Raw genomic sequence first — 12,800 nt, 5'->3', positions numbered from 1 at the left:
GTGAGTAGAAATAGCTAGCAAGTAGTTCTTACTTTTTTCTATGCTCTACGACTTATTGGTAGAGGTCGCTGTGTTAAAACTTCTCTATAAAGTTCTTCCAAGTGAGTAACATTCTTACTGAGGGTATAGCGGTCTAATACACGCTGTCTTGCTTTTTGCCCCAGTAGAGTTGTTAATTCAGGATGGTCTTGGCAGACTGGTAAGAGGGTTCTTAATTGCGATCGCACTGTCTTAGTATTAAGAACTATGCCTGCTCCTTTTTCCAATACTTCTCCATCTGCACCCACATCTGTTGCTAAACAAGCCAAACCAGATGCCATTGCCTCTAACAAAGACAGGGACAAACCCTCTACCAATGAAGGTAAAATAAATACATCTGCTCCACGCAAAAGTTCGATGCGTCGGTCTTCGTTAGCAATAAATCCTAACCAGATAATACCGTATTCCCAACCATAAAATGGTTCTAAAGAAGGTTTTAAAGGGCCATCACCAACAATTAGCAACTTACTACCAGTCTCCATTTCTGACTGCTTCCAAGCCCGAAGGAGGGCTTCGATATTTTTCTCTGGCGCTATTCGACCTTGATAAACAAATAAGCGTTCGGCTTTAAATTCTGCTTTGACTTTAGAAGGCCCAGGAGAATACTTACTGGTATCAACACCGTTGGGAATTACGGCGATATTCTCTTCCCGCACCCCCATACGTGCCAATAATTCTCGCTGAATTTGGGAAAATACAATCACGCGATCGTAGTTAACCAAAAAAGGCGCGTAGAGTTGATAAGCTAAAAGTTGTGTTCCCGAAATCAGTTTTGCTCCCTTGCCAGCAAATGGTGTATGAAAAGTTGCAATTAGGGGCAAATTCAGTTGTTCGCATATTTCTGGTAGAACAAAATCAAGAGGAGATAGGGTCAAGGAAGCATGAACTACATCCGGCTTGATTTGTCGTAGCGACTGAGTTAAAAGTTTGGTCGCTTTAAAAGTAGGGATTGTGTAAACCTGAGACTTATAAATGAAGGGTAGGGAAACTTCCTGGAAGTTTGGCCAGTTGTCTGGTTCGGATTCTTCTTGAGCGAAGTGAAGAAAGCTGACTTGGTGTCCCCGGTCTAGTAAGGCATTTGTAATTTCTCGACTGTAGGTGACATTACCGCAAAAGGGTGATTTTTTTCCAATCCAGGCTATACGCATTCTTTATTAGCTATAAGAAAAGCGGGTTTTATCTATTCAGTTTTGTATCTTTTATCATTTGTACTTGCTAGTTTGGTAGTTATGATAAATTAATGCCACACAATAGTTAAAAAGCTGATTTCTCAGATGTTTAAACTAATGGATTTACGCTTTTATCTACTTTACTTATAAGTTGTTCATTCTATATATTTAAACAACTTATTCTGGCTAATGTCAGATTTATTTCCAGCAAGTATGCGATAAATTATTACTGCCCTTAGTTTACCATGAACACCAAATCTTTAAGTAAAAAGGTAATGAATAACAACTCTTGTTAGCTGATAACTACTCTTGTGAGTTATACCAGGTTAATATACCTCCTGAAAAGACGATCGCAGCTAATCCCAAAAAAACTATCTGTAAACCCACAAAAGTTTCTGCTATACCTGCTAATGCCAAGGGTAAGGATAAGGCAATATTAATCACATTATTTTGCAGGCCAAAGACTTTGCCACGCATTTCTGCCGGGGTTTCTGTTTGGATAGCAGTCTGCATCGGAATACCTATTAATGCTCCAAAGATACCTAATAGAGCGACCAATAGCAGGACTACCCAAAGATGCGTTGTAAATATTGATAGACCAATCAGGGATGCTGCCATACCTAAACAACCACACAAACTTAATTGGCTATAGGAGAAGCGTTGTCCAAATTGACCAAGAATTGCGGCTCCAGCAGCAATTCCGACGCCGCCAGCTGCTAACAAAAATCCAAACTGGGAAGCTTTTAAGTTAGGAATTATTTCTGCCATCCTAACGGCTAGAACAGTCAATGCTGCAAAGACAGAAAATAAGATAATTAGCTGAAGCAAGGCATTCCGAACGCGCTGATTTGCTTTGAGGTAGGCGAAACCATCCCGCAAGTCAGAGAATACGTGAGGAAATTCTGTTTCGGGAGGGTGAGGTTTTTCTTTGGTTGCCAACAGGGACAAAATTAGTCCCGCGATCGCATAACTTCCACCTACCAAAAGTTCTTTACCCAGTCCACCACTACCAACGAGTTGCAGCCAAATTTGATCGGCGATCGCCAACAGCGGTTCTCCTACAGCAAAGCCGACAATCACCGATGCCATCATTGTCGTTGTGTAAAGAGAGTTAGCAGAGAGTAGATGCTGTTCTTCTACCACTAAGGGAATTGCTGCCTGTTCTGCTGGTGCAAAAAACTGTGTAAGTGTGGAAACCAAAAAAGTCACACCCAAGATGATGGCAAAACTAACTGGTAACATTCCTATGGGTTGCCAATCATGAGTCACCCACAGTAGGAAAGGAATTGCTAAAACCAGAATGCCACGCCAAGCATTTGTTGCCACTAACACAGCTTTTTTCGACCAACGATCTACAAACACACCGGCTACTGAACCAAAGAGCACAGCTGGAATGGTAAAGGCCATCATCAACGCTGATACCCAACCACTAATACTCTGATTGCCTGTTTGAAACTGACTATGAATCAAACCAATCATCAGCACCAAATACACTTTATCAGCAAGTTGGCAGAAAACTTGACCACCCCAAAGAGCCAGGAAATTGGGATTTTTCAATACAGGTAAAAACCCCAGATGTTTTACATTTCCTGATGCGGCTTCTTTGCCGGAACCAGATCCATCTAATTTCGGTGAATTTTTTTCTGGGGTAGTTGCTACTGGCATTTGCCCATTGCTATCTGCTTCAGCAGTAGTGAATTGGTCGTCAGATTGTTTTTCTGATTGACTATGAACATCAGTTTTTGGTATTTCCGCCGTCAAGTTTTGATCGTTTTTAGAAACGTCTTTTGGAGACATTCCTTGGCTATCGATTTGACTGGGTGTTGACTTGGGAACAGCACTCAGGTGATTGGTTACGGTAGGATCTGATGCTCTATTCTGTTTTTTGGCGTAGCTTGGCGACAAAGGCAGGATTTCTTTATCCAAATCAGACGGTTGCATCATGGTTGGCAGCAAAATAAGAGTCAATTAAGGTAGCAGAGCGAATAGGTCGACCTAAATGATACTGAGTATATTGGCGCAAGATTTGCTCAACAGATAACCAGCCATAATCTTTGGCTGCATCAATTTGCATTATCTCTGGTTGCGATAGATGCTGGAGCATTGCTAGTTGTGTAGCATTCAAACGAAAAGAAATCACAGGTATTTCTTGCCGATGGACAACAACTGTTTGGTAACTAGGTTTTGGAAGTGATGGGATAATGGAATGATTTAGTGATTGAGAAAAAGATGAATTTCTATTTCTCTGTGTGTCCTCCTCCTCTGTTCGCGAGCGTTCCCAGTTCTCTAAGCAAACTGTTCCACCCGCAGGGATGCTAAATCCTACCTGCCAGGTAGGGTCTGTCAAGTCTGGTATTAAAGGGCGCTGAGTTAGGCAACAGACTTGTACTTGAGGCGTCAGTCCTGCCAAGGCTAAAAGATGAAATATCCCATGAGCCAGGTAAGCCAAGATGCTAGATATCTCTGTCTTGGGCAATGCCTCCAAGCGACTGAGATGTTCGTTGAGTATCTCATAAAGTTCTTCTTGGGGTTGTTCGCTCAAAGCCTGACACAAGACTATTTCTGCTAAATACTGGCTAGCAGCGAGTTTTCCTAAATCTTTAGCCAGACCTGGATAAGCTTTTAACGTCTGTGCTTGAGTAATTTTATCAAGCGATCGCCCCTTAGCAATCAATAGTTCATTCACCACGAACATCCCACTCCTGCCACCAAGGCTAGAGTTGTGCTTGCGTGCCCCAGGAGCAACTGCTCGAATCAGACCGAATTCCCTTGTCAAAATCGTCACTATTTTATCTGATTCTCCCAGCGCCTGGGCTTTGAGATTAATTCCAGTTGCTTTGTAGGTTCTACTCATTAGTCATTAGTCATTAGTCATTGGTGAGAGTCTTCTCCCAAAGGCACACTGTAGCGGTGGTAGCAAGGTGGGAGCCTCAAAAGCCCCGAAGAGTGACTTGCCGTTCCCCGTTAGCGATAGCGTCTCTGACAAGAGAAGACTAGGGTATGACAGAGAACAAAAGACAAATGACTATTCACTCTTTTCCAGAGTATCGCGCTGGCGGATCAAATCGACACCACGAGATGTGCCTAATCTAGTAGCGCCCGCTAATATTAAGTCTAGGGCTTGATTGATAGTGCGAATCCCACCTGATGCTTTGATACCCACCCTTTCTTTTGCTACTTCCTTCAAAAGTTTTACATCTGCTACTGTAGCTCCACCATTCCAACCTGTACTGGTTTTTAAGAATACGGCCCCTGCTTCCATAGATATTTCGGCTGCCAGTTTTTTCTCCGCATCCGTCAGCAGATTGGTTTCTAAAATTACCTTTACAGTCTGCCCAGTCGCTTCGCATATTTCGGCAATCTCCCGGTGGACTTCTTCAATTTTGCCAGCTTTCAACCAGCCTAGGTTGATTACCACATCCAACTCAGTGGCTCCACTGTCCGCAGCTTCTTGAGCTTCATACAGCTTGACGGCTGAAGTCGTTGCACCAGCAGGAAAGCCAACAACTGTGCATACTTTCGGATTTTTGCCGTGGAGGAGTTCGACTGCTTGCTTTACATAGGCGGGGTACAGGCAAACCGCCGCAAAATTAAATCTGTATGCTTCTTCACACCATTGCTCAACTTGCTCTGGGGTAGCTGTTGGCGTTAACAGGGCGTGATCGATAAATGGCGCAATATCAATATCAGGATAGTCTGCTGCCATCGTGTCTTCTGCCAGTGATTGATTATTAAACTATATAAAAAATTAAAACATTTTTTATATATATATTAAACCACGTTTATTACGAGTTTATTCTGAAAAGATTCTGCTGGCTTGGTCTTGTATGACGGCTTTCTAGATGTTAACGAATAACTGTGAGTATTTGAGTTAATATCAGGCGATCGCAACCTGAGGAAGCCCAACAATTTTTATTTCACCAAGCCCTAAGAAATTAAGAATAGTTTTAGCCAATGCTACTGATGCCAGATATGGCACGCCATTACCAATAGTTTTAAACATATTTGTAAGTGACATATTCTCTGGAAGTACAAAATTTGCAGGTAAAGATTGTATGGCTAAAGCTTCTGCTACAGAAATTCGGCGGATTTTGTAGGGATGTAAATGTACTTCATTATTTCCATAACAAGCTGTTGGAGAATAGCGCCATCTGTGCAGACGTTTAAAAGATTTCTTAGAATTATCTCCTTCATCAATCACAGCAAATTTGGTGATACCTGACCTTGGTTGAAAATAGTGTTTAGCATTATTATGTTTCAGTACATCATTTTTTCTAAACCAGTATTCAACAGTTAGTTCTTGGGGAATGCCATTAGGACAAGGTACTATCGAATCTTCCTTAAAAGGGTCGCACTTATGCCAAGGGTAGGAAAAAACTTTTTCTTGGGGATATAAAATCTGATTTTTCCATGGAAAAACGCCTTCAGATAGTAACTGGTAATTACCAATTTCTAGTTTTATATCTTGGATGAAATTATTTCGGAACCCAATAATAATAATTCTTTCTCTATCCTGGGGTACACCATATTCAATAGCATTAATTAATCGCTCTGTTAATATATAGCCTGCTTGCTGTAACTGTTGCTTAAGAGATTCAAAAAACAGACGATGTTTTCTCGTCCTCCATAAACCCTTGACATTTTCAAATAAAAAGAAATCTGGAAGATTACGACAAATTAATTCAATGTACGCAGATGAAAGCTTCCCATTATCTCCTAAACTTCCTCTATTTTTTCCACCAATAGAAAAATCAGGACAGGGAGGGCCACCAATAAAGCCCACAATATTATTAGACTTACGGCAGTCTTGTACTAATTCCCAGAGACGTTGTGCTTGTAATCCTTCGCTAAGTTTGGTTACGTCTGCTGCTTCTCCGTCATAATATCCGTATTCTGGCAATGGTAAATTGAGAACCTGCCGTGAGTAACGGTATGCTGCCATGAATGGGGAGAAAATTTCATTGACATAAACAATGTTAAAGCCGCTGGTTTCAAAACCTAAATCTAGGAAACCTGAGCCAGCGAAAAAGGAGAAGATACAGGGGTGATTGTTCATTCAATGACTCTATTCTTGACAAAAACCAATACAAAATAAAACTGGTGATTAGAAATCGCCCCTATACAGACAAAACCCGCGCAGGCGGGTTTAAGCGGACTTTGTTAGTTTAGCCGCGACTTACAGCAACCTAGGATTATGCAACTACTTCTGTCTGCTGCGCTTCTGGTAATAAACGCTTCACGCCTTGCTTAACAAATCCTTGCATAAAAGCCATCTGCTGATTTTGCTGAAACACTTTTTGCAAAGTTAGTCGCAATTTGTCCAAATTCAAAGCATTTTCCGAATCCATAGCTATTTCCTGTTGTTGGAAATACTCGATTAAACTTAACCCTGCGACTCTGGTTAGATAAGCAGCACTTACTCCCTGCACCGCGCCACCAGCAACAAAGGTGACAGCGTTGCTTTTTAAGACAGTACTAATAGCCTTTGTAGAAAGTTCTACTAAACCGAGTTTCAACATCAAACTTCCCATTGTTCCAGCTACAGTTTGCGCCTGTTCTAAGGAAAATTTCTGCTGATATATATTACCTAAATCCATTACCATCTGGGCATTAATTGCCGCAGTTGCCAAGATGTCAAGTGCTGGGACTGGATTAGCAAAAGCAGCAGCAGCAGCTATCCATTGATATTGTTCTATAACTGGGGTAGCGCGATCGCGTCTTGTTCCATTCAGCCAGCTTTTCGCCTCAGCTTTTAGCAATCTGGCTTTTCTCATGGTTGTTAACCACACCAGGCGTTGTCCTTGCTGTGCTAAAACTTCGCCTAATTGCTGCGTCAACTGTTGGATATCTGGCGTTGGTTGTTCTATCCACTCTTGCACAGAACCATCAGCTTCATGCTTCCGTACTTTAATGGGAATGGGAGAGGCCGCAATTGCAACTACATTTTCCTGTACTCGCTGTTTTAATGACAGCAAGATGCTAGGGCGTTCATCTACTAAATACTGATCTTGTTTATTAAAAACTAAGATTGTGGGCTGATTTGCTGCCTTTATCTGCTGTAGACTTTGAAATTCTGAGTCTGTCAAATCACCGGTTGTCAAAAACAGAACAAAATCAGATTTTGCCACTTCTGTCAAAACATCTGCATCTGACTTGTCACCCACTTCTGTAAACAAAGATACTGTCTCTTGGAATTTGATTCTTGGCTGATTTTCTTGCCAGTTAGACTCTAGCACCTGAATCAAAGTGCTTTTACCTACGGATTTTCCGCCAGTAACAGCTAGTTTAATTTCTTGCCTGTCTAACTCCAAAACTAAATGGGCAACTTGTTCTCGGAGTGTCTCTAAAGCTGTGTGGTTTTCTGCTTCCTGTGCCAGTTGGTTAATTACAGCTTCAGCTTTAGCGATCGCATTTTCCACGGTTGACCGATCTACAAGCATACTATCTGGCTGTTCTAAACTGCCTTTCGGGCGATTTTGCTGTAATAACCACAAACCACCGCCAACAGCTAAGGTGCTCAATAAACTAAACTCACCCAGCTGCACTATTGAATGATGCCAACTCTCTAACATCCACAGGAAAAAGGACAGTCCCAGTCCTCCTACTAAAATTGGTCGCTGCAACTTCACAACCATGTTTCTCCGCGCTTTTTGGAAGGTTCCTATTTTCAGAATAGATCAAAATAAAACAAATCCCCACAACCTTTACAGATTGCAGGGATTTGTTTTATCTTTTAGTTGGTGGCGGGAAGTGGATTTGAACCACTGACCTTCGGGTTATGAGCCCGACGAGCTACCAGGCTGCTCTATCCCGCGTCGTCTCTTGACTTTTCTAGTATAACCCAAAGTCAAAAGTTTGGCAACTACAAAAATGATAATTCACCAATAACTTCCAAACGCTTGTATTTTCCCAAAGTCATAAACTTTTCTGACAAGCTTTCTGCCGCACTAGGACTAATCCAGCCCATCTGCTGGAGCAAGTGGATAGCAACGGCATATTTTGCCCTTTTTGATCCATCCATGACTTTAATTGCCAATCCCATGCCCTCGCCAAGTCTACCAATGCACTGCACTCCTTCGGCACCAGCTTTACTTACTAGTTCTCCTGGAGTTAAGCGCATCAATTCCGTATCAAATTCCCCATCTCCTGCCACCATCGCTGGGTGATGAGTCATGGCACGGACAATACGCTCCATATCTAAATTGGTGCTAGAAGCTAAAAGAGCATACAAAGAGGCCATTTGACCGAGTTGCATCAGATAAGTTGGTGCGCCACAATCGTCATGAGCGCTGATAAATTCTTCTGCTGGCATTCGCAGTAACTCTGATACTTTGCCCAAAATCAGCTGTTGTATTGGGTGCTTGCGTTCCAAGTAGTTATTCAAAGGCCAATGGCGTTGCTGACAAACGGCTAACATTCCCGCATGTTTACCAGAGCAATTGTATTCTAGAGAACTTCGCTTACCTTCAGGAACCGGACATTGGAGTGCCGAAGGGTCAAGATCGGCTCGCCAAAGGATGTTAAATACCTGTCGGACTTGCTCTATTGTTCCTTTATGGGAACTCGTAATAATTGCCAAGTCGCGATCGCTAAGGTCGTAGCGTTCCAGTGTACCTGTGGCAGTGACGGCAAGTGCCTGAAATGGTTTGAGTGCTGAACGGACAAACGCAGCAGTTTCCGAGTTGCCGGCAACAGTCAGAACCCGTCCCCGTTCGTCGCATACAACAGCCTGGACTATATGCCTCGATTCAATAATACCTTCCCGCAGTAACCGGACTTCCAGTGCTGTGGCTTGAGTTCGTTTTCCCATTGTCATGGGTTAAAAATCACTATTTTATTATTTGTTATTAGCCATTTGTCCTACCCTGCGGCAAGCCGCTAAGGCGTCTACGTCATTTGTTTTTTACTAATGACCAGGGACAAATGATTAATGACTATTTACAACAAATGCCAAACTATAGTACCAATAAGCAACAATCCAGCCAAGCCAGCAGAGGTAAATTGTAACCGTCGGAGAATGGGTTTGATTCCGTATGTGACAATCAAGCGATCGCGGTTGAGGATTTCCTGGGGCTTTGTCCAAGTTTGACCATCGTACCAGCCTGACTCTTCATAAAATACTGTGGGACTGAAGAGGCGATCGCGCACATAGAACCAGCCTAAATACAATCGTACCAGTGCTAGCACTACCCCTACACTCGCTCCTGCTGCCCCACAAAGGATAAAATGAGAAATATACTTATGTGGGGGAAAACTTGCCGCCGCCACTGGCCCTGCTACCAGCCACGATAAACTCCAAATCCAGACTATTTTCGTAATGTATTCACGCCAATTTAAGGTGCTATCACGAAATAGCCAAGAAGTTTTTAACTCTTCGTACTCATTTAGTGGTTGTTGTTCTATGGGAACAGGACAATTGGAAACCGAGGACTTAATCACGTTGGCTTACCCCCACCGTCATCGGATTTTGGCAGCGAAATGCGTTCTGCATGAATCCAGAACGCTTCTAAATTGTAAAACTCCCGCTCCTTGGGCATCATAATGTGAACTATCACATCGCCATAATCTTGTAAAACCCAACTTCCATCGGCTTTTCCTTCTGTCCTCAAGGGACGCCTTTGCCACTCATTTTCGACTTTTTCTTCAATTGCTTCGGCGATCGCTCTTACTTGTACCCGAGAATAGCCAGTCATCATCACAAAGTAATCTGCCAGGTAGGATACATCTGCCATTCTGAGCAATAAAATATCACCCGCTTTGCGATCTGACGCGGCTTCAGCAATGGTTACAGCTAATTTTCCACTCGAATCTTCGATTTCAGATGGACTTCGCACCGCACTCTTCATCACTGAGACAGATTGTAATTGGAAATCTCCTTGGAAATAATCAGACATTAAACCTCAGGTGCTTTTTTCTTTTGTAACAATTCTTGACAACTACTTACAAACAACAAACAATTGAACTGCAACTGTGTAAATAGGTTTTTTTGAATACTAACAAAAAAACAGGTGTCTATGTGGCTGGTTATCTAATTGAATTGATTGTTGGGATTTTGACATCACCAAGCATCAATTGTGAGTGGACATTATCCAGAAATCAATCACGTAAGAGTTTTCCAGTAATAATTTTTGGGATGCTACACACTCAAACAGTCTGATATCTAAAGCTTTTGATTCGTAGGTATAACTGTATTCAGAATTCAGACTTTAGATCATCTGTTAAAAATAACGATACAACACAGCAAACTCATACGTAGCCTGTCGAAAGTGTGATTAGTACCGGAGTTCTGAGTTGGCGGCTAGATTGTTATACTTCTTAACTTCAACTTATAAGCCAAACAAACATCTTTGTATTAGATATCACCTAATCAATACTGTTACAAGACACCTTGCTTAAGTCCATTTGAAGAGTTTAGCCATCGTCTGCTTGGAGTAGGCTAGGACACTAAAGCACCCTTGGTGTATGAGTAAAATAATGTTCCCACAGCCTCAATGAAGTCGAGCCGTGGGATTGTTGGTCTAGTTTGCGACTTTTAAGACTGTGAATCCTATCAGAGGGCAGGTAAGCAGTCTAACTTAACCAGGGTAGATTAAACTTCCTGTTTGGTTACTATTGTGGACTGAATTGCTCCACCATCTGCCAACAGTGAGTAACATAATGTCTCATACTGATTTAATGCTTGCTCAAAAGCATAATGTTCAACGGCATATTGACGACTTTTATAACCTAGAGTCTTGACTTTTTCTGGGTTTTTGTACAAGTCTAAAACTGCCATTGCTAAAGCTTGGGGGTCTTCTGGAGGAACGATAACTCCACCACCACTTTGCCTGATAGCCCTGGCTGCCGTACCATTGTCGGGCACGGATGCAATCAATACTCGACCACTGGCTAGTAGCACTTGAATTTTCGATGGCATATTAAAGGATACAACATTTTTCTTTTGCACCACCAAACCGACATCCGCAGCTGCTAACATCTGTGGTAAATATTTGCGTGGTTGAAACGGCAATAGCAAAACGTTATCAGCGCCGCAGTCTAGACATTCTTGTTGTAGTCGCTGCAAACCTTTTGCCTCTCCAACGATTACAAATACAACATCTGGGATATGGCGCAACACAGAAGCCGCTTTAATAACACTTTCTAAGCCTTGAGTCAGAGCAATGTTCCCAGAATATAGCACTACAAATTTGCCATTCAGATTATGTGCTGCACGGAAAGGGTTATTTTCTTTGGACAAGGGGCGGATGAAATTTACATCAACCCAGTTGGGAATTTGTACAATTTTGTTAGCTTCAACGCCCTTGGACAGCAAATTATCCACAAACCCATCAGCGATGACGCTAATTTTGCTAGCGGTATGGTAAGCAAATTTTTCTAATACTGTAAACAATTGGATGAGCAATTGATGTTTCAGCAGACCGACGTGTACGGCTGCTTCCGGTAATATATCTTGTAAATTTAAGATTACAGGGCAGGCACGCAACCATCCTAAAAAAGCAGCTGGTACGCACACGGGTAGGGATGGCGATGTCGAGAGGATAACATCTGGACGCCAGCCGATGAGGGCGGGCACAAAACTGCTAACAACGAAACTAGCATCTAGCAATACCCTGTCTAGCAAGTTGGGCTGCGGGCGAATCCAAACATAACTGCGTTGTATTTGAACACCATTTTTGTATTCTGTGAGATACCACTTGCCCCGATAGCTTTGGTAAATTTGACGCTCAGGGTAATTAGGCATAGCAGTTACTACGCGCACTTGGTGTCCGCGCCTAACTAATCCTTCTGCTAATTCAGTCATTAGCGGGGCAATACCAATTGGTTCTGGATAGTAGTTGTAGGAGTAAATCAAAATCCTCATAAATAATAAGTCGGAAGTACCTCGATTTTTTATTCAATGACAATATTTTTTTAAATATCGTTTGGCGCTTGGAAGCTCCTATATTTAATTGTGTCTTCAGACTCTTTTAATGTCAGGGATTTTAGTTGAAGATTGAGTAAAATTTGATATTAAGTATTTCAGTAGCGGTAATATTTTTTTACTATCTAAGTAATGGCTTAAGTGTTTATTTATAATTTATTTTTAAGTATAAACACTATGTTTATTAGTTAAATAAATTTTCAGCAGTAATGAATTTAGTAGAAACGTTGCAATGTAATATCTCTATCTGTCACATTCTTTTTTTAATTGGGATAAATTCAAAATCAAGAATTTTCTAAATTTATTTAGGAACTTCAGAGAAAAATATATTGTATTTCGTGCTTACTCTTGCAGAGCTTGATGATAAGGCAACACAGTTCAATTAATAAAAGTTTTATGTTTAGTAAAGTATAAACAAAACTCAATAGATGTTTGAGTAAGGTTGGGTTTGCTGCCTCAATTAAACCTACTTTAGTTAGGTTTTTAGCTTTTAATTGAACCCTATTACATAATGAGAGGCTAATTGAAGAAAATCAAAAATTAAATAATTACACAAATAAATAGTTAAAGCCTAATCAACAAATACAGGAAGTGGTAAAGTTTTATCTTGGTAAATTTTTAAATAAGCAGAAATTGAAAAAATATCTTTATAAAATTGTTGTAATAAAGTT

Annotated in this window: 10 protein-coding genes and 1 tRNA gene; all 11 read right to left on the bottom strand. The window is 41.4% G+C overall.

Features of this window, described 5'->3' with window-relative positions; all coding sequences use genetic code 11:
* Window positions 1-38 precede the first annotated feature (38 nt).
* The 11 genes from IQ246_RS04820 to IQ246_RS04770 all read right to left on the bottom strand — a co-directional run bounded on the left by IQ246_RS04820 (window position 39) and on the right by IQ246_RS04770 (window position 12,069).
* Window positions 39-1,187 carry a glycosyltransferase family 4 protein gene (locus IQ246_RS04820; protein ID WP_194000638.1) on the bottom strand — a complete coding sequence of 383 codons (1,149 nt, stop codon included), beginning with the start codon at window positions 1,185-1,187 and terminating at the stop codon, window positions 39-41.
* Window positions 1,188-1,511: 324 nt separating this feature from the next.
* A complete protein-coding gene (locus tag IQ246_RS04815) occupies window positions 1,512-3,149 on the bottom strand; it encodes an MFS transporter (protein WP_194000699.1) in 1,638 nt (545 codons plus the stop codon).
* On the bottom strand, window positions 3,136-4,062 hold the full coding sequence (recO, locus tag IQ246_RS04810) for a DNA repair protein RecO (RefSeq protein WP_194000636.1): 927 nt from the start codon (window positions 4,060-4,062) through the stop codon (window positions 3,136-3,138). The genes IQ246_RS04815 and recO overlap by 14 nt, the downstream gene beginning before the upstream one ends.
* Window positions 4,063-4,233: 171 nt before the next feature.
* Window positions 4,234-4,914 (bottom strand): deoxyribose-phosphate aldolase, encoded by a 681-nt coding sequence (gene deoC / locus IQ246_RS04805; protein ID WP_194000634.1) that lies wholly within the window; start codon window positions 4,912-4,914, stop codon window positions 4,234-4,236.
* Window positions 4,915-5,085: 171 nt separating this feature from the next.
* Window positions 5,086-6,264 carry a DNA cytosine methyltransferase gene (locus IQ246_RS04800; protein ID WP_194000632.1) on the bottom strand — a complete coding sequence of 393 codons (1,179 nt, stop codon included), beginning with the start codon at window positions 6,262-6,264 and terminating at the stop codon, window positions 5,086-5,088.
* Window positions 6,265-6,400: 136 nt separating this feature from the next.
* The gene (locus IQ246_RS04795; RefSeq protein ID WP_194000630.1) at window positions 6,401-7,843 is read right to left on the bottom strand and encodes a YcjF family protein; all 1,443 of its coding nucleotides are present in this window, start codon (window positions 7,841-7,843) and stop codon (window positions 6,401-6,403) included.
* 103 nt (window positions 7,844-7,946) lie between these two features.
* Window positions 7,947-8,023: transfer RNA gene (locus IQ246_RS04790), tRNA-Met, on the bottom strand.
* Between the two features lie 47 nt (window positions 8,024-8,070).
* Window positions 8,071-9,024 (bottom strand): asparaginase, encoded by a 954-nt coding sequence (locus tag IQ246_RS04785; RefSeq protein WP_194000628.1) that lies wholly within the window; start codon window positions 9,022-9,024, stop codon window positions 8,071-8,073.
* Between the two features lie 122 nt (window positions 9,025-9,146).
* Window positions 9,147-9,647 (bottom strand): CGLD27 family protein, encoded by a 501-nt coding sequence (locus tag IQ246_RS04780; RefSeq protein ID WP_194000626.1) that lies wholly within the window; start codon window positions 9,645-9,647, stop codon window positions 9,147-9,149.
* Window positions 9,644-10,102, bottom strand: coding sequence for a ribosome silencing factor (rsfS, locus tag IQ246_RS04775; RefSeq protein ID WP_194000624.1), 459 nt, complete (start codon window positions 10,100-10,102; stop codon window positions 9,644-9,646). The genes IQ246_RS04780 and rsfS overlap by 4 nt, the downstream gene beginning before the upstream one ends.
* A 695-nt stretch (window positions 10,103-10,797) precedes the next feature.
* Complete coding sequence (locus IQ246_RS04770) at window positions 10,798-12,069, bottom strand: glycosyltransferase family 4 protein (RefSeq protein WP_194000622.1); 1,272 nt, start codon at window positions 12,067-12,069, stop codon at window positions 10,798-10,800.
* Between the last annotated feature and the right edge of the window lie 731 nt (window positions 12,070-12,800).

The sequence above is a fragment of the aff. Roholtiella sp. LEGE 12411 genome, assembly GCF_015206995.1.
GTDB lineage: Bacteria > Cyanobacteriota > Cyanobacteriia > Cyanobacteriales > Nostocaceae > Komarekiella.
The sequence above is the reverse complement of the archived record's forward strand: the minus strand, read 5'-3'. Positions and strand labels throughout refer to the sequence as shown.